A 23,219-nucleotide genomic window follows, 5' to 3' on the forward strand; every position below is an offset into this window, starting at 1 on the left:
GCTCGCGGGTCGCGGCATACGACGCCGACCGCATCAGATCGTGACGCCGCCGCGTCCGATCCTGCCCAAGCACCCGATGTCCCGGCACCCCAACCATAGGAACTTTCCTCACCTCGCCCATCGTCACTTCGCAGACCGGTCGCCGCCGGTGCCGGCCTGTATGCGCACAGGCCGATGGATCTTCCGGATGGAAGATCAACTCGGGTCGCCCGGCCGCTGGACGCCCAGCAACGCATCGACTTCGACAACGGCTGCGACGGCGCCGAATTCCGGCGCGGGCGCGCCGTCGTCCAGCACCACGGCGTGCAGATCCTCCAGCCCCGTCACATCGACGGTACCCAGACCGGACCGATCGAGGAACAGATGCGTCACCCATTCGTCGGCCAACAATGCCGACAGCGTTACGTTGTCCAGCTCACCGCCCGCCGTCACCACCACCGACGCACCGTTCTCACCAGCCGCGACGACTTCCAGCAGTGCCGCAGCGGAATCCGCGCGGCCGTACCGGAACAGACGCGATTCGAAGGTCAGCTCGGTGCGCGCCCGCAGTCGCTTGGTCGCCAGCGCGATGTCGTTGTAGGACAACGCCACCCCGGCGACGAAGGCCGGATCCTCACCGCGCAGCGCCTGGGTCCGGTTCGCATAGGTCACCGGTCGCGGCGATTCGGCGGCGATCGCACCGAGTACGGCCGGATCGTCGAGGGCGAGCCAGTCGATGCCGCCGGTGTCGACGGGAGCGCGGCCGATGGTCAGGCCGACCTTGATCTCCAGCCCGTCGGGCAGTGCCGCGCTGCGGGCACTCGCCAGCGGCGGTGCGTCGAATCCGGTGACCGGGGCCAGCGCGGCACCGGCCTTGAGCACCGCCCAGGTGGCGACCACCGCGTCCACACTCCGATCGAGCCGGATCGCGACGCCGGTGCGCGGCCCGCAGCCACGGCCGATCAGCACCCGCGCCAGTCGTGAGGACCTGGCGTCGAGCTCCTGGAAGGACACGGCGTCCTCCCCGAAGACCACCGCGGGTCCGTCCGGATCGTCCTCCACCGCGGCGGCCAGCGCCTGGGTCAGCGCCGCTCCGCTGGTGACCGGAACACCGTCGGCGCCCTGCTCGAGCGCACTATCCGGTGCGGCCGCGCTGCGATCGCGCTCGGCCGCATCGAGGATATCGATATCGCCGACGCTGACCTGCGGATCGGCCACCACCGCGGTGCAGATGCGGGTCAACCTGCGCCCGAAGGCCTGCACCGTCGACTCGTCGAAAAGGTCTGTCGCGTAATTGAATACCGCGAACAGCTCACCGGGTGCGCCGTCCTCGCGATGGCGCGGCTCGATGGTCAGCTGCAGATCGAACTTCGCCGCGACCGCGCCGGTATCCAGTGCCGCGACCGTGAGACCGGGCAGTTCCAGCCTCGGCGGCTCGATATTGTCGAACGACAGCACCACCTGGAACAGCGGATTGTGCGAGGTCGCGCGGTTCGGCAGCACCACCTCGACCACCCGCTCGAACGGGATATCGGCATTGCCGAAGGCCGAAAGATCGGTTTCGCGAACATGTTCGACGAGGGCGTCGAAGGTGGTCGCCGATTCGGTCGCGGTGCGCAGCGCCAGGGTGTTGACGAACATGCCGACCAGATCGTCGAGCGCGCGCTCGCCGCGGCCGGCGATCGGGGTGCCGATCGTAATATCGGAACTGCCCGACAACCGCGCGAGCAGCACCGCGAGCGCCGCGTGCACGACCATGAACAGCGACGAATTGTGTTCGCGGGCAATGCGGATCAACCCGGCATGTACCTCGGGCGAGAGTGTGAAACCGGTCGACGCGCCGCGCATGGACGGCACCGCGGGGCGCGGCCGGTCCAGCGGCAGTTCCAGCGCGCCGGAATGTCCGGCCAACTGTTCACGCCAATAGGCCAACTGCTGTGCGGCCACCGAATTCTCGTCGTCATCGCTGCCGATGACCTCGCGCTGCCAGATCGCGAAGTCGGCGTACTGCACCTCGAGCGGCGTCCAGGTCGGGACATTGCCCGCACAGCGCGCGGCGTAGGCGAGCATCAGATCGCGGGCCAGCGGGGCCATCGAGGCGCCATCGGCCGAAATGTGGTGCACCACCATGGCGAGCAGATGGCGGTTTTCGTTATCGCCGCGCAGCAGCGCGCCGCGCACCGGAACCTGTTCGGTCACATCGAATCCGGTCGACATCAGCTCGGTGATGCGCACGATGGGCTCGGTGGTCGACTCGACCGCGAGTCCGCCCGGCCATGCCTCGGCGACCGGCAGGACCTGCTGGTACGGCAGTCCACCCGGACCCGTCGCCGGGTAGCGGGTGCGCAGCGCCTCGTGCCGTTCCAGCACATCGGCGACCGCATCGCGCAGCGCCTGCACATCGAGCGCACCGGTCAGGCCGATGGCCAGCGGGATGTTGTAGGCCGCCGAGCGGGTGTCGAACTGGTTGAGCACCCACATGCGCTGCTGGGCCAGCGACAGCGGCACCCGCTCGGGGCGCGCCGACGAAACCAGCGGCGCACGGGAACCGTTCGACGAACCGGGCACGATCCGGGCGGCCAGCGTCGCGACGGTCGAGGCCTCGAAGAGTTCGCGCACCGAGACATTCGCGTCCAGCGCCTCATTGATCCGGCTGACCGCCCTGGTGGCCAGCAGCGAATTGCCGCCGAGACCGAAGAAGTCGTCATCGAGGCCGACATCGCGCACACCGAGCAGTCCGCCGAACACGCTGGCAACGGCCTGTTCGATGGGCGTCTGCGGGGCGCGGTAGGTGACACCGCTGACGAATTCCGGTGCGGGCAGCGCCTTTCGGTCCAGTTTGCCGTTCGGGGTCAGCGGCAGTGCGTCCAATACGACGATCGCGTCGGGAACCATGTAGCTGGTGAGGAATTCGGCGACGGCGGCACGCAGTTCGGTGTCGTCCACTGGCGAATCGGCCTCGGCCACCACATATCCGACCAGCCGGTCGCCGGCGTGCTCGTCGGAGCGCACCAGTACGACGGACTGGCTGACCCCGGGCTGGGCGAGCAGCGCCGCCTCGATCTCACCGAGTTCGATGCGGAAGCCGCGCAACTGCACCTGCTGGTCGCTGCGACCGGCGTATTCGAGATTCGCCTGACCACCGAAACCGGCCCAGCGGCCGAGGTCGCCGGTGCGGTACATGCGCGAGCCCGGCGCCCCGAACGGATTGGCCACGAAGCGGGCCGCGGCGAGTCCGGGCCGACCGAGGTAGCCGCGGGACAGCTGCGCACCGCTGACATAGATTTCGCCGGCCACCCCGACCGGCGCCGGGTGCAGGCGATCGTCGAGCACATAGCTCTCCAGACCGGGCAGCGCGCGACCGATGGCACTGGCCGGATTCTCGGCGAGCTGCTCATCCAGCGCCAGGAACGATACGTGCACCGTGGTTTCGGTGATGCCGTACATATTGACCAGCCACGGCGCGTTGTAGGCGTGGCGCTCGTACCAGCGCCGCAGCTGGCGCAGATCCAGTGCCTCGCCGCCGAATACGACATAGCGCAGTGCGAATTTGCCCTGGTCGCCCGCATGCGAGGCGCGGTCGGCCTCGGCGAGCTGATAGAACGCCGACGGCGTCTGGTTCAGCACCGTGACCTGTTCGCGAATCAGCAACTCGCGGAACTGCTCCGGGGAGCGCGAGGTCAGGTAGTCGACGACCACGACGGTGCCGCCATTGGCGAGCGCACACCACAGTTCCCATACCGAGAAGTCGAAGGCGAAGGAGTGGAACAGCGTCCACACATCGGTCTCATCGAATTCGAACATCAGCTGGGTATTGGCGAACAGCTCCACCACATTGCGGTGGGCCACACCGACGCCCTTCGGAATGCCGGTGGAGCCCGAGGTGTAGATGACGTAGGCCAGGTTGTCCGGACGCAGACGGGCCGTGCGCTCGATATCGGTGATCGACGATTCGCCGAAGCCCGCGGTGTCCTCCAGCAGCACGACCGGCAGCTCCGTCGCCGGCAAATCGGCCATCAGATCGGCGGTGGTCAGCACGCAGGTCGGCTGGGCGTCGGTGAGCATGAACTCGAGCCGCTGCGCCGGGTAGGTGGTGTCGATCGGCAGGTATCCGGCACCCGCGGTGAGCACACCGAGCAGCGCGATGGGCAGCTGTTCGGTCCGCCCGACGGCAACGGCCACCAGCGATTCCGGACCGGCGCCGCGCGCCATCAGCGCCCGCGCCACCCGGTTCGCGCGCCGCTGCAGTTCACCGAAACTCAGTGCGGTATCGCCGAATCGGACCGCGATCGCATCCGGACGGCGGCGCGCCTGCTCCCCGATGAGGTCGACCAGGGTCACGTCGGGTACCTTCGCCCCGTCCGAATTCCATTCGTGCAGAACCAGATCACGCTCGCCGGGGGCGAGCAGATCGATATCGCCGAGCACCGCGTCGGAATCGGCCGCCACCGCGGACAGTACGCGCAGGAAGCGGTCGGCGAAGTCCTGCACCGTCGCGGCGTCGAACAGATCGATGGCATAGGTAAAGGTCGCCGACATCCCCTGTGCGGCGGTATCCGATTCGCGGCGCTCCCGGGGCTCTACGTGGTCACGCTGCGCTACCGCCTGCGGGCCCGTCGCACGCGCCGCAGTATTTTCCGCGATCTCCAGCTGCAGATCGAATTTCGCCAGCGATACCGCGTGATCCACGCTCGCGACGGTCAGCCCCGGCAGCTCCAACTCGGTGCGCGCCAGGTTCTGGAATACCAGCATCACCTGGAACAGCGGATGCCGCGCCGCCGAGCGCACCGGATCCAGCAGCTCGACCAGCCGCTCGAACGGCACATCGGCATGTCCGAAGGCCGCGACGTCGGTCTTGCGCACCGTGCGCAGCAGCTCGTCGAAGGTCATGGCGGGATCGATCTCGGTCCGCAACACCAGGGTGTTGACGAACATGCCGATCAGATCATCCAGCGCCGCCTCGCCGCGACCGGCCACCGGGGTGCCCACCGCGATATCGCGGGTGCCCGACAGCCGGGCGAGCAGCACCGCGAGCGCTGCGTGCATGACCATGAAGAGCGTCGAATTGTGTTCGTGCGCAAGCTGATTCAGTCGCTCGTGGACGTCAGGGGCGACCTCGAAGGCGATGACGGCGCCCTGGTTGGACGCGGTGGCCGGACGCGGCCGGTCCGCGGGCAGATCCAATTGTTCCGGCAGCGCGGCCAATGCGTTGCGCCAGAAGGCGATCTGCTGGGCGAAAACCGATTCCGGATCGTCCTCGCTGCCCAGTGTTTCGCGCTGCCAGACGGTGTAGTCGGCGTATTGCACCGCAAGCGGCGGCCACTGCGGCCATCCGCCGCGCACCCGATCGGAGTAGGCCGACATCAGATCGCGGGCCAGCGGGCCGAGCGAGAAACCGTCCGCTGCGATGTGGTGCACCACGCATACCAGCACGTATTCGGATTCGTCGAGTTGGAACAGCCGCAGCCGCACCGGCGGCGCGGTCGTCACATCGAATCCGGCAAGTACCTCGGCGATGATCAGATCCGAAAGTTCCGGTGTGGCAGCGGTGGTCACCGCGAGTTCCGGCACCGCGCGCACATCGCCCGCGGGCAGCACGACCTGGAAACCCTCGCCGTCGATCTCCGGGTAGATGGTGCGCAGCACCTCGTGCCGCTCGGCCAGATCGCGCGCCGCGGCGCGCAGCGCATCGATATCCAGTCGCCCGGACAGCCGCACCGCGAGCGGAATGTTGTTGACCGCGCTCGCGCTATCGAAGCGGTTCAGGAACCACATCCGCTGCTGTGCATAGGACAGCGGGATCCGGTCGGGGCGGGTCTGCGCGGTCAGCGCCCGGCCGCTGGCCGAACCCGCGTGCTGCTCAACCCGTTCGGCCAGCACCGATACCGTGGATGCCTCGAAGATCACCTGCACCGGCACCCGCACGTCGAGTGCGAAACCGATGCGCGCGGCCGCCTGCGCGGCCAGCAGCGAATTGCCGCCGAGTTCGAAGAAATCGTCATCCGCGCCGACGCGCGCATCCTGCGCACCGCCGAGCAGCAGGGCCGCGAACACCTCGGCAACGATCTGCTCGACCGGTGTCGAGGGCGCGCGGAACTGCCGCGCCGCGAAGACCGGTTCGGGCAGCGCCGCCCGGTCCACCTTGCCGACCGGGGTCAGCGGAATCTCGTCCAGCACCATGATGGCGGACGGAATCATGTAGTCGGGCAACGATTCCCCGATATGGGCGGCCAGCGCACCGGTATCGACGGTGGCATCGGCACGCGGCAGCACATAGGACACCAGCGCGGTCGTGCCCGAGGGCAGGGTCTTGCCGAGGGTGGCCGCGAAGTCGACATCCGGATGCGCGGTGAGCACATTGTCGATCTCGCCGAGTTCGATACGCAGGCCGCGAATCTTGACCTGGAAATCGGAGCGGCCCAGATACTCCAGCACGCCGGCGTCGGTACGCCGCACCAGATCTCCGGTGCGGTACAGGCGCCCACCCAGGTTGTCGTCGGTGCCGAAGGGACTGGCCACGAAGCGCTCCGCGGTCAGTTCCGGGCGGCCGAGATAGCCCTGCGCGAGCACCGCACCCGAGACATAGAGCTCACCGACGACACCCGCGGGCACCGGACGCAAGCGCGCATCGAGAATGAACGCGCCGACGCCCGAAATGGCGGAGCCGACGGTGACGGGCTCACCGGGCACCAGCGCCGCGGTGCTGGTGACCATGACGGTCGCCTCGCTCGGCCCGTACGCATTGAACATGGACCGGCCGTGATCGCCCCAGCGCGCCACCAGATCCGCGCCGAGCCGGTCGCCACCGGCCACCACGACCTGCAGCTCATCGAGATCGTCGGTATCCAGCGATTCCAGCGCACCCGGCGTGATCAGCAGATGGCTGACCTGTTCGCGGCGCAGCAGATCGGCGAGTTCGACGCCGCCGAATACCGTCGGCGGCGCGATGACCAGCGTCGCACCCACCGAGAAGGTGAACAGCGTCTCCATCATCGAGAAGTCGAAGCTGGGCGAGCTCAGATGTGACACACGCGCATCCGCGTCGATCAGATACTGCTCACCGACCGCCGCCAGACCGGCCAGACCGGTGTGGGTGACCGCGACGCCCTTCGGCTTACCGGTGGAACCCGAGGTGTAGATGACATAGGCGGGGTGCTGTTCGTTCACCACGCGCACCCGGTCCGCATAGGAGACCGGATGGTCCGGCCGAGCGGCGATCCGCTCGGATACCACCGGATCGTCCAGTTCGATCCAATAGGTCGAGGTGCCGAGCTTGGCCCGATGCGCCTTGGTGGTCAGGCCGAATTCGGCGCCCGAATCGGTCACGATGTGCTCGATCCGCTCCGGCGGATAGTTGGGATCGACCGGCACATAGGCCGCGCCCGTCTTCGCGATCGCCCAAAGCGCGACGATCGATTCCACCGAACGGGTAATGCCCATCGCGACGAAGTCGCCCGCGCCGATCCCGCGCTCGATCAGTTCGCGCGCCACCCGCGAGGATGCGGCATCGAGCTCGCGGTAGGTGAGTTCACGCTGATCGGCCGGATCGCCGGTCGGGTTGAACCGGAGCGCGACCGAGGTCGCCGCGGACTCCACCGCAGCGGTGAGCAGCTGCGCGAACAGCGGGCTGCCCGACCTGCGGCGACGACTACCACGGGCGGAACGGCGGGCAGTTTCCATTCGAGTGCATTTACCTCTCGCGTCGAGCTAGGACCTGCCCCGCCCTCCTTCGAGGGCATATTGCACCGGGCCAGCGCAGTCCGAGCCATCATATAAGCCTGCAGCATGCGCGGTCTCGCCTGCGCCGCATGGGCGCAGACGTGACAGATGTGTATCGGACTCGCGTGGACGATGTTGCGGACCAGCGGGGCGTGAGTGAATTTGCTCACATTCGACACGGCTCCCCGGGACCGGTAGTGACCGTCCGCACTCGCCCCCTGTTGTTCACTCGAGCCGGTGGCCCAGTCACAACCATCCGCGCCTGGTCGCCTGCACACCGGCCTGGAAGCGGGTGCTGGCGCCGAGACGCTCCAGCAGCCGCGCTGTGCGCCGGACCACAGTTCGGCGGGACATGCCGAGCCTGCGGGCAATGGTGTCATCGGTCGCACCCAAACCCATCAGGGTCAGGATGGCCTTGTCCCGCTCGTCGAGCTCCTCGGCCGCCGGATTCACCGAAATCGGTGCGGCCAGCGACCACAGCACGTCGAATGTCTTCACCAGCAGCCGCAGCGCCGGCGATCCGGTGATGCGCAGACCCATCGGATCCGGCCGCCGCTCATCGACATGCAGCACCAGGCTGGCCCGCTCGTCATCGCTGATGATCAGTTTGAACGGCGGTTCTGGCAGCGTACGTGCCTGGGCGCCGCTGGCATTGGTGGCCAGCGCGTGCCGCAGCCGCTCCGCGTCTTGGTAGATGGTGTCCTGATAGAGCGTCTGATAGCGAATGCCCTCGCCGATCCGAGCGCGCTTGAGCAGGAACAACTGTCGCTCGCGTTCCGGATCGCTGAGAAAGGGACCGCGTTCGATCACCTTGACGCTGGTGCGGGCCGAGGTCTGCACCTCTTCGAAATCCGCCAGCATCTCCATGCGTTCGAAGACCGGAACGATCGCGCCATTGGTGCGCGGTGAGCGCCGCACCGATCGAAAGGTCTCGCTGAGTCGCGCCGCCGCGGCGTGCATCTGGTTGATCTCGTGCTGTCTGCGCCGGGCCTCGGCCTCCGACAGCGATTCGGGGGCGTGCGCGTCCCAGATGGCCTCGCCGTCGGTGGACAGCTGGCTGACCGCGGCCTGCAGCCCCGTCAGCACCTCCAGCGATGCGGACGCGGCCTCGCTCGAGACACCCAGATATCCCGCGATCTCGGCCAGACTGGAACGCGGGTGATGCACCAGCACGGCGTAGGTACGCCCATGCGGTGATCCCGGCTCGAAGATATCGCCCAGCTCGGTCATGACTGCACCTTGCCGGCACTCCGCTCGCTCACGGGCCCGAGCCTAACGACCGACCGGTCGCCGCGGGGGCCTTGTGAACGTCGAAATCTCAAGCCGGGCAAGAAAATCAGTGCGCCGACGGGCCCCACTGGAGCGGGACACCCTTGGCGGCAAGGTACGGCATCGGATCGACCTTGCTGCCGTTCTGATCCCAGATCTCCAGGTGCAGATGCGGTCCGGTCGAATTGCCGCGGTTGCCGACGGTGGCGATGACATCGCCCGCGTTCACCCGCTGACCCGCCTGCACGAACATCTCGTTCACGTGGCCGTAGACCGCGACGGTGCCGTCGTCCTGCTGCACCCGCACCCAGAGGCCGAAGCCGGAGGCCGGGCCCGCCTCGATCACGGTGCCATTGCTCACCGAGTGGATGGGGGCGCCGAGCTGATCGGCGAAGTCGAGGCCGTAGTGGAATTCGCCCCAGCGGGAACCGAATCCGGAGCTGATCTCACCGGCGACCGGCCGCACCGCGGCGGCCGGGGCGATCTGCTGCTGTGCGCCCTTGAGGATCTGTTCGACCTGAGCCAGCGGGCCCGCGATCTCCGGCGGCAGACCGCCGATGCCGAACGGGTTGGCGACCGGAGCCGCGACCGGCGCGGCCACCGGAGTGGCGACAGCCTGCGCGACCTCGGCGACCGGAGACGCGGCCTTGACCTCTTCGACGGGTAACTCCGCCGTGCCCTTGAACGTGATGGGCGCGGCGGCTTCCTCGTCCCCGTCGTGCGCACCCGGCAGCAGCGGGGCGGCAATGGCCGGAGCGACCTGGGCGGTGGCGCCGATGAGAGCGCCGGCGGCGACCGCGACACCGGCCGCGACCTTCACCCGGTCGGTGGTCGACGGCTCGGCGCGATGCCGTGTCGGCCGACCCGTACCGCCTTCACCGATGAGGCTCATGACGGTTATGGAACTGGGGCCTACCCGATGCTGCGACAAAGCTGGTCCTAGCGCTCGACCTACAGTGGCTCAATGGATCCCGAGTCGGCCCCGACCGTTCTGTAACGATTCGCCGGTTCCGAACTATGTAACGTTTCGGTGTCCGTTGTGATGGGAACTCTACCTCGTCGTGACCATTCCGCAACCTTTCCTCGGAAGTCGCGGGTAAGAGCCTGGTCAGACGCCTAACGGGACATCACGGCCCCGTGACTTTCGGGCGACCCGCGCCGGTCACGAGCCGCGGCCGATGGGCCAGACTGAGATGCGTGATCCTCGACGAATCGAGCATTCCGATCGTGCTGGCGCCGATGGCGGGCGGACCGTCAACTCCGGAGTTGACCGCGGCGGTTTCGGCGGCGGGCGGGCTCGGACTGCTGGCCGCCGGATATCTGACCGTCGCCGATACCGCGGCCGGACTCGCAGCCACGCGCGAACTCACCACCGCGCCGATCGGGGTGAATCTCTTCACCCCCGGACCCGCCACACCGGCAGCGGGTTTCGCCGACTACCTGGCCGAACTGGGGCGCACGCACGAACTCGGCGCGCCGAAGTACGACACCGACGACTGGGACGCGAAGCTGGACCTACTCGTCGACACCCCGGTCGCGGTGGTCACGTTCACCTTCGGCTGTCCCAGCGCCGCGGAGATCGCCCGGCTGCACGCGGCGGGCTCGGAGGCGTGGGTGACGGTCACCTCGGTCGCCGAGGGCCGGATCGCGGTCGAGGCGGGCGCCGATGTGCTGATCGCACAGGGCGCCGAGGCGGGTGGGCACCGCGCCACCTTCGTCGATCGCATCGCCGATGACGCCACCGACCCACTGGGACTGCTCGCCCTGCTGCAACTGCTCGACGCCGCCGTGGAACGGCCGATCGTGGCCACCGGCGGCATCACCACCGGCGCTGGCATCGCGGCGGCGCTCGCGGCGGGCGCGTCGGCCGTGCAACTCGGCACCGTCTTCCTGCGCTGCCCGGAGGCGGGCACCAATGCGGTGCACCGCGCCGCGCTGGGTACCGCCACCCCGACCATGCTGACCCGCGCCTTCACCGGCCGCCGGGCGCGCGGTCTGCGCAATCGGTTCATGGACGAACACACCGCGACGGCACCGGCCGCCTACCCGGAAATCCATTACGCCACAGCGCCGTTGCGGGCCGCCGCGCGGGCAGCGGGCAACCCGGAGGAGGTGAATATGTGGGCGGGCCAGACCCACGAACTGGCACCCGAGTTACCGGCCGGCGATCTGGTCAGGCAGCTGGCCGCGGATGCGAAAACCGCACTGACCACAGCACTTTCGGGACGAATCCAGTCTTGTTGACAACAGTTTCCGATTAGAATCGAGGGGCATCGCAACAGCCATCCAGGTCAGGAGAGCGCTATGTCCCTCGATGTTCCCACCGCCCTACTCGAACGCGCCGAACGCGGCGAGGTCGACGACGCCGACTTCGTCGAGGTTGTCCGGCTCTCCCTCCCCTACGCCTGGGAGGTCGTCAGCCGGGTGGCCGGCGAGCTGCATTCCGGCACAGTCGAATTCGCCGATAATGTCGTTGCGCCGCCAGATGAGGTGGCCCGTGGACAACTGTTGCGCGCCATGGCCTCCGATGCCATCCGCGGCGGCCTGGAACGCCACTTCAACGTGAAACTCGCCTTCCAGAACTGCCACCGGGTCGCGGCCTTCCCGATCTCCGCGGTCGGCGGCGATACCTACACCACCTTCATCGGGACGCGCGCCCAACTGCTGAACCAGAGCCCCGAACTCCGTAACTGCTGATACAGCACGAAACCTCGGCGCGGCACGAACTTCCGGCCGCGCCGAGGTGCTGGGCGATACCGCCGATGCTCCCGCCGTATCGGCGGTATCGCGCGTAATGTGAGCGCGCATGAGCAGCAACGATCTTCGCGACGAGGTCGACAGGCGCCTCGATCCTTGGCTGCCGCAACTCGGTTCGGATCGCGTGGCCTATACCAATCACGTGCTGCGGGTACTGGAGCTGTGCGATCTGCTCGCCGGTGGCTCGGGGCCCGTGCCGAGCACCCGCGAGGAGTACCTGACGGCCGCGGCCTTTCACGACCTGGGCATCTGGACCGCGGGCACCTTCGACTACCTCGCGCCCTCCGCCGACCTCGCCCTGCAGTGGCTCGACCAGATCGACCGACCCGACCTGGCCGATCTGGTCGTCGCCATGATCGACCAGCACCACAAGATTCGACCCGCTGGCAGCAGTACCGATCCGATCGAAATCTTGCGCCGAGCAGACGCCATCGACGTCGAATTCGGCCTACTCGGACGTTTCGGCGTACCCCGCTCGACCTATCGCGCGTTGGCGAAGCGCTATCCGGACAAGGGCTTCCACCGCCGGCTGGTGCAACTGGCGGCGCGGCGGATCCGAACCAACCCCGCCTCACCACTGCCCATGCTCAAGTGGTGACGCGGGGTCGTTCGTTCAGGACAGCGTGGTGACCGTCAGCTCACCGTCGGCGTACTGCGCGCGCAGGCGCTTCTTGTCGAACTTGCCCACACTGGTCTTGGGGACCTCCGCGATGAAGGTCCACCGTTCCGGCAGTTGCCATTTCGCGAACTTGTCGGCCAGGAATTCACGCAGCTCTTCGGGTTTGGTCTCGGCGCCGTCGGCGAGCACGATCGCGACGAGGGGGCGCTCGTCCCACTTGTCGTCGGGCACACCGATCACCGCGGCCTCGGCGACGGCCGGATGACCTATCACCGCGTTCTCCAGATCCACCGACGAGATCCATTCACCACCGGACTTGATCACATCCTTGGAACGATCGACCAGGGTGAGATAACCGTCGGAGCTGATCTTGCCGACATCGCCGGTACGCAGCCACCCGTCATCGAACTTCTCCGGATCCACCGCCGCCCCGTCCGGGGAGTAATAGGAGCCGGTGATCCACGCGCCACGCACCTCCAGCTCACCCAGCGACACACCGTCGTTGGCCACCACAGCGCCGTCGTCGGCGACCAGACGCGCCCGCACACCGGCGGGGAAACGCCCCTGGGTCACCCGGTAGGCCCACTTGTCCTCCTCGGTGACCGCGGTCGCGGGCGGATGCGCGACGCTACCCAACGGCGAGGTCTCGGTCATGCCCCACGCGTGCAGCACCCGCACACCGTGAGCGTCCTCGAAGGTGCGCATCATCGACGGCGGAACAGCCGAACCACCCACCACCACCGCACGCAAATGCGTGATGTCCTGCGGATTCGCCGCCAACCCCGCCAACACCCCACCCCAGATCGTCGGCACCGCGGCAGCGAAGGACGGCTTCTGCGCGGCCATGCACTCGAGCAACGGACCCGGCTGCAGGAACCGGTCCGGCATCAACAGATTCGCACCCGACATCAACGCCGCATACGGCAGACCCCACGCATTCGCGTGGAACAGCGGCACGATGGCCAAGATGGTATCGGTTTCGAACAGGCCCATACCGTTGTTCGCACTGACCTGCATGGCGTGCAGCCAGTTGGAGCGGTGCGAGTACACCACACCCTTCGGATCACCAGTGGTGCCGGAGGTGTAACACATCGCCGCGGCGCAGCGCTCGTCGATCACCGGATAGTCGTAGGTGTCGGGCTGCGCGGCGAGCAGTTCGGTGTAGGAATGCACCCGCACCCCCTCGGGCGCGGTCAGTGCGGCGGCATCGCCATTGGCCACGATGACGTGGCGGACGGTCTTCAGATTGGGCAGGTACTGGGCGAACATCGGCAGCAGCGAGCCGTCGACGATCACCACCTGATCCTCGGCGTGGTTGGCCACGAAAGCGACCTGGTCGGGGAACAACCGGATGTTCAGCGCGTGCAGCACCGCCCCCATCGCGGGCACCGCGATATAGGCGACCATATGCTCGTTGTTGTTCCACATGAAGGTGCCGACGCGATCACCGACACCAATTCCCAAGCCGCGCAACGCATTTGCTAGACGCGCCGATTCCGCGCCCAGCTCGCGGTAGGTCATGGTGCGTACGCCGGTGCCGGTCCAGGTCGATACGGTGGAATCGCCCAAGAACGTCGATGCGTAGCGCAGCAACGTCGCCAACGACAACGGCTCGTCCTGCATGGTGCTCAACATCGGTACTCCTTTTTCTTCGGTGGCTACGGCGGCCTGCCGACCATGAGCCACATCACACCCCGGATGCTACCCAAGCGTAGGTCGGACGGAAGGGGCGACCGCGAATCACATGAGCAGGCGAGCGCCCCTAGTTACCGCAGCTCACGCCGAACTCGTGAGGCACGTCACATTGTCGCTCTCGGGGCGTCCGGATGACTCCGGGTTCAAGCCGCGGCGTGAGCCGGATAGGCGTGCACGAGGGCGGTATCCAGTTTGGGAATGGCGTGAGTCAGGGTGTGCTCGGCGCCGTGGGCCAAGCGGTGGGCATCGGCCAGGGTGATGGTCGGGGCGACGTCCAGTTCGACATCCGCGTGCAGGCGGTGCCCGATCCAGCGCATCCGCAGGCTGCGCACACCGAGCACGCCCGGTTCGGCGGCCAACGCCTGCTCGGCGGTGTGCACCAGCGCGGGTTCGACGCCATCCATCAAGCGGCGGAACACATCGCGTGCGGCCGTGCGCAGCACCGCGAGGATCGCGACGGTGATCAACAGTCCGACAATGGGGTCGGCCAATGGGAAGCCGAGCGCGACACCGCCGGCGCCGATCAGCACCGCCAGTGAGGTGAATCCGTCGGTCCGCGCATGCAATCCGTCCGCGACCAGCGCCGCCGAACCGATGCGCCGCCCGACCCTGATCCGATAGAGCGCGACGGTCTCATTGCCGACGAACCCGATCAGCCCCGCCGCCGCCACCCAGCTCACATGCTGGATCGGCACCGGATCGATCAGCCTGCGCACCGCCTCGTATCCGGCGATGATCGCCGACAGTGTGATCATGCCGACCACGAACAACCCGGCCAGATCCTCGGCCCGCCCGAATCCATAGGTATAGCGCCGGGTCGCGGCCCGGCGACCGAGCGCGAATGCGATCCACAACGGCACCGCGGTCAGCGCATCGGAAAAGTTGTGAATTGTGTCCGCCGCCAACGCGACCGACCCGGACACCACCACGATCAGCACCTGGAGCAGCGCGGTAACCCCGAGCACCGCCAGACTGATCTTCACCGCACGAATGCCGACCGCACTGGCCTCCAACGCATCATCGACACTGTCCGCGGCATCGTGGCTGTGCGGCACGAAGATCTCGCGCAGCGCGCCCCGTAGACCGCCCGGATGGTCATGGTCGTGGCCCGCACCGTGCGCATGATGGTGACCGTGTCCCGAACCGTGCCTGTGTCCCGAACCGTGCCCGTGTCCCGAACCGTGCCCGTGTCCCGGCCCATGGTCGTGGTCCGGGCCATGTTCGTGCCCGTGGCCCTGCCGATGACCGACCTCGGATTCGTGACCATCCGCCGGTCCGTGGCTGTGGGTGTGTTCCGGTCCGTGGTCGCGGTCGTCTCCGCGACCGTTTGCGGCATTCGCACTATGGCTGTGCGACTGGGCATTGCGGACATCTTCACCGTGTCCGTGCGAAATGACCTGCCACCGTTCGAGATCGCGCTCGTGACTCATTCCGACACCGCCTGATCGCGGGACGGCAGTTCGCGCACCACGCCATCGCCGCGATGATGCGCGGGTACACCGGGGCCGGCGTGTTCGGCGTTGTACACCGCGTCGACGACCAACTGGCGGACGTGTTCGTTCTCCAGGCTGTAGAAGATCGTGGTACCGGCGCGGCGGGTCCGAACCAGGCGAGCCATCCGCAACTTCGACAGATGCTGCGATACCGAGGGGCCGGGTTTGCCGATATGACCGGCCAGATCATTGACCGACAGCTCCCGATCCACCAGCGCCCACAGCACCTGCACGCGGGTCGAGTCCGCCAGCATCCGGAAAACCTCGACAACCAGCCCGACCTGGTCCTCCGCGAGCGGCGGCCGAATAAGCTCGCTATCTGCATTCATACGCAGATAATAGAACGGTGGGCCGGGGAACGAAACCGCCCCTTCGGACCGGTCCGGCGGCGACACCCCCTGCTCGGCCGCCGACAGACCGGTCCGCTCCACTTCGAACTGCTAATTGTCTTAGTCGGTGTGACACATTCTGGCCAGTCGACCTGCCGACGAAGACGTAAATGAGACGGAAGCATTTCATATCGCTGGCGAGCCGCGCGGTCAGTACCTGCGGGCCCCCGCATACGGCATCGAGGACAGCGGCGACGTCGTCACACCCACCCCGTAGGTCGAGGCGTGGATGACCTTGCCGTCACCGGCATAAAGGGCCGAATGACCGCCGCCATAAAAGGACACCACGTCACCGGGCTCCAGTTCGTCCCGGGAAACCGGAGTACCGGCGGACAGCTGCTCGTAGCTCGTGCGCGGCACCTTCACCCCGGCCTGTCCGTAAGACCACTGCACCAGTCCGGAGCAGTCGAAGGCATCCGGACCCGTCGCGCCCATGCTGTACTCGGTGCCGACTTTGGTTCGCGCGGCGTCGACGGCGATCGCGCCGTGCGTGCGCGGCGGCGACAATGCGGGCGCCGGCGTCGTAGTAGGCGGCTTGATGCCGAGGACACCGGCGAGGAGCGCGAGTTGGTTGCGGATCACATCGGCGGGCAGTGGAATCCCGGTCCCCGGAACCGTCGCGGGTATCGACAGCTCCACACCCGGAATTCCGAGGGGCACCGGACGGTCCGGGCTCTGAGCCGCCGAGCGTTCCGACCCGGGAGGTGCCAGCGGCGCTGAATTCGCCGTCTCAGGAATCGCTGTGGTCTCGGTCCCCGGAACCGTCGGCCCACGTTCGGCACCCGGCACCGCCATCGGCGACGGACGCCCGAACCGGAGCACCGCGAGTGGCGCCGAAAAGTTCGCACCCGTAACCGCGAGCGGCATCGAAAGTTCCGTCGGTGGAACCGCGACCGGCGCGAGCTGCGCAGGAGCGGCGGAATCATCGATCGCAGGTATCACGGGGAGCGCCGAAAGCGCGGCCGCCAGCGCTTCGGATGGGAGCGAGACTGCCGCAACGGGAACCGTCAGTTCCGTGCCGGGGATGACCAGAGACGAGGGCAGTTCCGCAGCCGCAACAGCGAGCGGGGCCGAAAGTTCCGCACTGGCAACCGCGACAGGCGCGACCTCCGCAGGAGCAGTGGAATCACCAACCGCAGCAACCAATGGCAACATCGAACGCTCGATCCCCAGCACACGCAGCGGCGCAGCGAATCCCGCACTGGGACGCACAAGCGGTGCCGAAAGCTCCTTATCCGAAGCGGCGCTCGGCGCGACCTGCACAGGGGCGACGGAATCACCAACCGCGGCAATCGCGGGGAGCGCCGAACGCTCCTTACCCCAAACCACAACGGGCGCGAGTTCCGAGACAGTGACGCGATCACCGATCGCGGGAATCACCGGGAGCGCCGCACGCACGGCCGCCAGCAACCCCGACCGGGTTGGGAGGTCTGTATTCCGAACTGCCAGGGGTACAGCATGTTCCGCGCCGCTAATGGCGAGGCGTGCAGGCAGTTCCGCACTCGGAACCGTGAGCGGAGCCGAAAGTTCCTTCCCCGGAACTTCGGCAGGGGCGAATTCGGGAAGAACGGCGGATTCCGCAACCGCGGGAATAGCAGCGGGCGATGCATGCCTCTCCGTCGGAATTTCGACGGGAGTCGAGGTTGGAATCGAAAACTCGTCCGGGACTTCGTATGTCCCGATACCTGGAATCGTCAGCGGCTGCGCCGCGGCCTGTCCTCCCAGCAGTGTCGCGGCAATGGCCGCGCCTGCGACGATCCCTGCGCCGACGACCCATGGGAGCGCGCGCCGCAGGAAGCGGGAATATCGACCCTCCGAAGATGATGCCATGATCCGGTCCTCCGATGCTCGTATCGAAGGTCCTGGCTGGCCGTGCGACGCCGTACTGCGTTGGCGTGTAGGACTTCACCAAGACCTCGAATTGATTCGAAAACCATCACGGTGATCTGTAGTCCAGTGGATCCGAGCGTCTATATTTCGACAGTTCTAGCGAATTACAAGGCGCAACACACGATATCGCGATAACAAAATCATAACTAATAGAAAATGCCCCGTCGCGCAACTGCTTTCGCGGCGGGGCATTTTCGGCAAGAAGTCACTCACGCGGTGATCTGTTCCTCGATCTGTCTGGCGAGAGTTCGTAGTTTCGCGGCGAATTCACGCGCCGCCGCCGGATCATTGTTCGAGCCCTTGACAACTCGTCGCGTCAGCGCGGCGAATCGCGATTCCACGGCCGCGAACAGATCGACGGCCCGCTGGTTCGACTGGTCCCGCAGCTCCCCGCGCAACCATGCCTGCAGCAGGGCGACCACCTCGGCCTTGTCGAACCGCTCCGGCAGCAATGCGACCGCCTCCCGGAGCTTGCCCGCGGTGACCTTCACATCGTCGGTGTCCGCGATGGTCGTATACACCGTGACCGCGGCATCCTCACCGTGCTGGACCGCGACCGGCAGCAACTCGCGGACCTGTCCCTCATTGATGGCGGGTGCGACCGGATGCAGTTTCGCGGCGAGCGGCCAGGCCCGAATCAGCTTGTGCGCATACGACCGCTGCATATCCCAGCGCTGCTCGACGTACTCGTCGAAGGTCGCGTGCCGATCGCGGTACAGGCGGCCGTCCCGCACGATCTGCAGCGCCCGTCCGGCCGTCCAGAAGGCGACGCGCAGACCGTCGATGGACGATTCGCAGGCCGTCAGCTGTGCCCGCTCACGAGCGTCGAGCGGACCCGCCACCTCGGCCGCGCTCGGCACCGGCAGCGGCATCGCCAGCACATCAGCACCGGCGACCGCATCCGCGAGCGGTGCGGTCACCTCGGCGAGCGGGGCCGTCGCATCCAGGATCGGCGCGGTTGCGTTCGCGGGCGGCGCGATCACCTCCAGGGACGCGGCACTGAGCGCTCCGGACCGCCACTCGGCGTCACGCAGCGGCGATACCGGCGGCGTGTGTTCGGCGCTGTCCGCCAACGGATTCACGCCACCGATCGAGCCCTTGCCCACGGATCCGATGGAACCCTTCCTGCGCTGCGGAGGCATCAGGCCGGCACCTCCACCGCGACCCCGTACGGGCTCACCAACTCGTCCCCGACCTGGAGATACTCCCCCAGGTCCACGATCGGATTCTCGGCACCTTCGCCGACCTCACCGTCGGCCGCCTCCCGATACCATTTCCACGCGCTCAAATAGGATTCGAATACGTCGTAGCCCGCGTCCTCCAGATTTCCGCGCTGCGTGCGATATTCGGTCGAGACGTTCACACCGTTCTTCATCGTCACCGGCACCTTGGTCATCAGCACGCGGACCCGGATCTCGCGGCCGCTATCCATCGCGGCCTCCTCCGCGGCCTTGTACGTACTCGGTACCCGCTTCACCTCCGAGGGACTCACGCTGGTCAACAGAATCAGCTCATCGCTCTGCGGAATGGCGGCCTTGAATATCTCGGCCGACTCACCTCCGGCATCGACGATGATCACGTCGTACTTCCCGGAATTGTCGGCAATACAGTCGTTGACGTGCCGCGACGGGAAGGCGATCAACTCGAACGGCACCTCGATCCCGCCCTTGACCAGCCGCCGATACCAGGAATATCCGGTCTGACTCAGCGGATCGGCGTCGATCACCAGCACTCGCAATTCATGGATCTGCGCGAAATATGCGGCCAAGAAAAACGCTGATGTGGTCTTTCCGACGCCGCCTTTGAGATTCCCCAGCGTTATGACCAGGGGTTCGGGTAGCTCCAGTGACGCAACAGAATTCTTCATGGACAGTCCTCCGGGGGTGAGGAGTGCAACCGTAGCGACCGCTTGCAGGTCGCTCGAAATTGTCAGCTGTTCGGGGCCAGTTTCGCACAGCGGAGATCAATTACCGTTGATTGCCGACGCGCCATTTATCGGCGTCGAGTCGGATGCGGCGCTGTGTCCAATTGGACACAGCCGACCACCCTGCGGCAACCCGGCGCCGACCGGGTAGAACAGGTGACATGCCTGTTGACCGGATGCTGCCGACCCCCGAGGCCCGCGACCTGATCGAGCTGACCCGCGATATCGCCGATAAGGTGCTCGAGCCGCGCGTGGTCGAGTCCGAGAAGACCGGAACCTTCCCCGACGGCGTCTTTCCCGCCCTCGGCGCGGCCGGGCTGCTGAGTCTGCCGTATCCGGAAGAATTCGGCGGCGGCGATCAGCCGTACGAGGTGTATCTGCAGGTACTCGAGGAGTTGGCGAGCCGCTGGGCAGCGGTCGCCGTCGCGGTCAGCGTGCACAGCCTGTCCTGCCATCCGCTGTTCACCTTCGGCACCGATGAGCAGAAGCAGCGCTGGCTCGCGACCATGCTCTCCGGCGAAACCATCGGCGCCTACAGCCTTTCCGAGCCGCATGCCGGATCCGATGCGGCCGCACTGCGCTGCCGGGCCACCGCGGTCGAGGGCGGATATCGGATCAATGGATCGAAGGCGTGGATCACCAATGGCGGCCGTGCCGACTTCTACACACTCTTCGCCAGGACCGGCGAAGGGTCGCGTGGAATCTCGTGCTTCCTGGTGCCCGCCGATACCGAAGGCCTGAGTTTCGGCAAGCCGGAGGAGAAGATGGGCCTGCGCGGCATCCCGACCACCACCGCGGCCTATGACGACGCCTTGTTACCCCACGAAAATCTGATAGGCGTTGAGGGACAAGGACTTTCGATCGCATTCAGCGCTTTGGACTCGGGTCGGCTCGGCATCGCCGCGGTCGCGACGGGTCTCGCCCAGCGCGCCCTCGACGATGCCGTCGCCTACGCCAAGGAACGACAGGCCTTCGGTCGCCACATCATCGACCACCAGGGCCTCGGCTTCGTTCTCGCCGATATGGCCGCGGCGGTGGATTCGGCGCGCGCGACCTACCTCGACGCCGCCCGCCGCCGCGATGCCGGGCTGCCCTACTCGCGTCAGGCCAGCGTCGCCAAGCTGATCGCCACCGACGCCGCGATGAAGGTCACCACCGACGCGGTGCAGGTGCTCGGCGGCTACGGCTACACCCAGGACTTCCCGGTGGAGCGCTATATGCGCGAGGCGAAGGTCATGCAGATCTTCGAGGGCACCAATCAGATCCAGCGTCTGGTCATCGCCCGCCAGCTCGCCGGACAATAGAGACGGCGGCTCTCCCCGCCGCCGAACTCAGCCGAGTCTCAGCTAGTCCCCAGTAAACTGGGGGCGACCTGGGACCGAGGATGAAAGGGGCGCGAGCGGTGTTGTGGCTACTGATCGGCGTTGTCATTCTGCTCGCGGCGGCCTATGTCGTCTTCCTGACGCAGCAGACCAAACAGCGCGCGGTACGGGAATTCGACGACGCGGCCGCCGACGCCAGGCAGCTGATCGAACGGCTCGCGGGCCAGGTGTACAACCTCAACGGCAGCAATGAGGCGGCGAAGCAGGCACTGGCGGACGCCTCGGAACGGCATATCGCGGCCGGATCGCAGATCGAGCAGGCGCGCACGCCCGCCCAGGCGCGGCTGGCCAAGCAGACCGCGGCCGAGGGCATGTACTACATCCGGGCGGCGCGCATCGCGATGGGCATGGATCCCGGCCCGGTGATTCCGGCGCTGGACGGTCAGGACACCGCGGGTCGGGTCACCGAGAACCGGGTCGTCGAATACGAGGGCCGCCAGGTCGCCGCCTCGCCGAACCCCTCGGCGGAGACACCGAATTACTATCCGGGCGGCCGGGTCGCGGGTCGGCCGGTGCCTGCGGGCTGGTACTCCGAACCATGGTGGCGGCCCGCATTGATCGCTGGCGCATGGGGTTTGGGTTCGGCACTGCTGTTCTCGTCACTGTTCTCCGGAATGTCCGGGGTGGGGTATGACGTGCAGGGCTTCGAAAGTGGTTATGGCGAGGGGTATCAGGACGGGCTCGATGCGGCCAGCGGGGATCAGGGGTACGACTCGGGCGATCAGGGCGGATATTCCGACGATCAAGGCGGTTACGACTCGGGTGGCGGCGGTTTCGATGGGGGTGGATTCGATGGCGGAGGGTTCGACGGGGGCGGGTTCGACGGCGGGTTCTGACCGCCCGACCGCGCACGCCGGTCCCACCGGAATAGCCCTCCCCTAGCACCAGCTCTCGACTGCCACTCTATCGTCTGAGACAGTCTGGTCTCGGGCGTCCAGATCCACGACGAATACGTTTACGCCATCGATCTTCCGCGCAGACGAGTCAGCAACCAAGGCAACCACCCTCGGGCCCGCCCGTCCACTCCTCTTCCTACACAAGGTTTTCGGCCGAAGCATTCCGAATCTCCGCGGCCGCGTTTCGCATCGGCACGCTCGGCACCGTCGCTACGGCGGTCCCGGCCACTGCCGCGCCCATCGGCGCGCCGATGTGGACCGCCGCCCGGCGGCAAACTCGTCAACCCGAATATCGTGGCCCCGCCATCGAGAAATGCTACACAGTAATAACTTTCACGTACGACGCGACAGAAGCCGACCTCACGCCAGGGGCCAACGCCTAGCGGAGGTCGGCTCCGCACCAGAGGCGACCGTCGGGTCGACATTTCCGGAGTCGAACGCTCGACACACCTTAGCGACCCGTCGCGACATCGAGCCACAGCTCCTGGGGACCCATCGCCGCCGCGAGCCTCCAGCTTGCGTCATTGCATGCCCGGAGTTCCACCGAAACAAATCGAACCGCAAACAGTCTCAGACAGTCACTCCACCTGGGTCAACACCGATTCGACGTCGACCTGATGACGCCCCCATTCACGCTCCCCGCCAAATCGATGCGGCCCCTACGGACTCGACCCGGTAGACTCCCCGAAGTCCCGATAGGCGCTCCGGCACCTACCAGATCAGCCCTCGTAGCTCAGGGGATAGAGCACCGCTCTCCTAAAGCGGGTGTCGCAGGTTCGAATCCTGCCGAGGGCACACACCTGCGACACGTTTCCGCAGGTCAGCAGGTTTTCTGATCTGTGCATCGCTTTCGGATCGCCAACAAGAACCGAAATGTGCAGGTCAGACGGTTGACCTGGTGCGAGCCCCCTAGGAAACACAAAACATGGGCAACCAGGTCGGCAACTCGCCGGGATTCAGGACCGGCCGACTTCGCAGCAACCCGCCTGCCAATGTCACCATCCGGATCCGCCGATGTGGCGGGCTTCTCCGCGGCGCGTTGCTGCCCTGCACAGTCAGGACGCACGAGTGGCAGGGTGTCTCTCGGCGCGAGGGCGGGCTCGTGTGCCTAGTGACTGCCGCTCACGTCCGGTGAGTACTTCGGCCGGGCCGGGATGTGGATACTCGACGAATTCGCCAGTGCCGCTGCCGAAATGGGGGCCGATCC

The 23,219-nt window shown here is 66.8% G+C and carries 14 protein-coding genes and 1 tRNA gene; 6 read left to right on the forward strand and 9 right to left on the reverse strand.

Features of this window, described 5'->3' with window-relative positions:
* Positions 1-195: 195 nt before the first annotated feature.
* The 3 genes from ACQP0C_RS37670 to ACQP0C_RS37680 all read right to left on the reverse strand — a co-directional run bounded on the left by ACQP0C_RS37670 (position 196) and on the right by ACQP0C_RS37680 (position 9,859).
* Entirely contained in the window at positions 196-7,659 is a 7,464-nt protein-coding gene (locus tag ACQP0C_RS37670; protein ID WP_433727963.1) for an amino acid adenylation domain-containing protein, read from the reverse strand.
* A gap of 285 nt (positions 7,660-7,944) precedes the next feature.
* On the reverse strand, positions 7,945-8,928 hold the full coding sequence (locus tag ACQP0C_RS37675; protein ID WP_433727966.1) for a DNA-binding response regulator: 984 nt from the start codon (positions 8,926-8,928) through the stop codon (positions 7,945-7,947).
* A gap of 106 nt (positions 8,929-9,034) precedes the next feature.
* Positions 9,035-9,859 (reverse strand): M23 family metallopeptidase, encoded by an 825-nt coding sequence (locus ACQP0C_RS37680; protein ID WP_433727968.1) that lies wholly within the window; start codon positions 9,857-9,859, stop codon positions 9,035-9,037.
* Positions 9,860-10,164: 305 nt separating this feature from the next.
* On the opposite strand from ACQP0C_RS37680, the gene ACQP0C_RS37685 reads away from it, so the two are divergent.
* From ACQP0C_RS37685 to ACQP0C_RS37695, 3 genes are all read left to right on the forward strand, one after another.
* The gene (locus ACQP0C_RS37685) at positions 10,165-11,211 is read left to right on the forward strand and encodes a nitronate monooxygenase (protein WP_433727970.1); all 1,047 of its coding nucleotides are present in this window, start codon (positions 10,165-10,167) and stop codon (positions 11,209-11,211) included.
* Positions 11,212-11,271: 60 nt separating this feature from the next.
* A complete protein-coding gene (locus tag ACQP0C_RS37690) occupies positions 11,272-11,664 on the forward strand; it encodes an SCO5389 family protein (RefSeq protein ID WP_433727972.1) in 393 nt (130 codons plus the stop codon).
* Between the two features lie 109 nt (positions 11,665-11,773).
* On the forward strand, positions 11,774-12,322 hold the full coding sequence (locus tag ACQP0C_RS37695; protein WP_433727974.1) for an HD domain-containing protein: 549 nt from the start codon (positions 11,774-11,776) through the stop codon (positions 12,320-12,322).
* Positions 12,323-12,337: 15 nt separating this feature from the next.
* Here the strand turns inward: ACQP0C_RS37695 and ACQP0C_RS37700 are convergent, their stop codons facing one another.
* The 6 genes from ACQP0C_RS37700 to ACQP0C_RS37725 form a co-directional block, all read right to left on the reverse strand.
* A complete protein-coding gene (locus ACQP0C_RS37700) occupies positions 12,338-13,978 on the reverse strand; it encodes a long-chain fatty acid--CoA ligase (RefSeq protein ID WP_433727976.1) in 1,641 nt (546 codons plus the stop codon).
* Positions 13,979-14,181: 203 nt separating this feature from the next.
* On the reverse strand, positions 14,182-15,108 hold the full coding sequence (locus ACQP0C_RS37705; RefSeq protein WP_433734767.1) for a cation diffusion facilitator family transporter: 927 nt from the start codon (positions 15,106-15,108) through the stop codon (positions 14,182-14,184).
* A 356-nt stretch (positions 15,109-15,464) separates the two neighbouring features.
* Positions 15,465-15,860 (reverse strand): ArsR/SmtB family transcription factor, encoded by a 396-nt coding sequence (locus ACQP0C_RS37710; protein WP_433727979.1) that lies wholly within the window; start codon positions 15,858-15,860, stop codon positions 15,465-15,467.
* Positions 15,861-16,070: 210 nt separating this feature from the next.
* On the reverse strand, positions 16,071-17,318 hold the full coding sequence (locus ACQP0C_RS37715) for an NlpC/P60 family protein (protein WP_433727982.1): 1,248 nt from the start codon (positions 17,316-17,318) through the stop codon (positions 16,071-16,073).
* Between the two features lie 701 nt (positions 17,319-18,019).
* Complete coding sequence (locus ACQP0C_RS37720) at positions 18,020-18,952, reverse strand: hypothetical protein (protein WP_433727984.1); 933 nt, start codon at positions 18,950-18,952, stop codon at positions 18,020-18,022.
* Entirely contained in the window at positions 18,952-19,677 is a 726-nt protein-coding gene (locus ACQP0C_RS37725; protein ID WP_433727987.1) for a ParA family protein, read from the reverse strand. The genes ACQP0C_RS37720 and ACQP0C_RS37725 overlap by 1 nt, the downstream gene beginning before the upstream one ends.
* A 218-nt stretch (positions 19,678-19,895) precedes the next feature.
* Between ACQP0C_RS37725 and ACQP0C_RS37730 the strand changes: the two genes are divergently transcribed.
* The 3 genes from ACQP0C_RS37730 (at position 19,896) to ACQP0C_RS37740 (ending at position 22,807) form a co-directional block, all read left to right on the forward strand.
* The gene (locus ACQP0C_RS37730) at positions 19,896-21,038 is read left to right on the forward strand and encodes an acyl-CoA dehydrogenase family protein (RefSeq protein ID WP_433727989.1); all 1,143 of its coding nucleotides are present in this window, start codon (positions 19,896-19,898) and stop codon (positions 21,036-21,038) included.
* 80 nt (positions 21,039-21,118) lie between these two features.
* Positions 21,119-21,952 (forward strand): DUF1542 domain-containing protein, encoded by an 834-nt coding sequence (locus tag ACQP0C_RS37735; protein WP_433727991.1) that lies wholly within the window; start codon positions 21,119-21,121, stop codon positions 21,950-21,952.
* Positions 21,953-22,734: 782 nt separating this feature from the next.
* Positions 22,735-22,807, forward strand: a tRNA-Arg gene (locus ACQP0C_RS37740).
* Positions 22,808-23,219 lie beyond the last annotated feature (412 nt).

The sequence above is a fragment of the Nocardia sp. CA-129566 genome (genome assembly GCF_050956075.1).
GTDB lineage: Bacteria > Actinomycetota > Actinomycetes > Mycobacteriales > Mycobacteriaceae > Nocardia.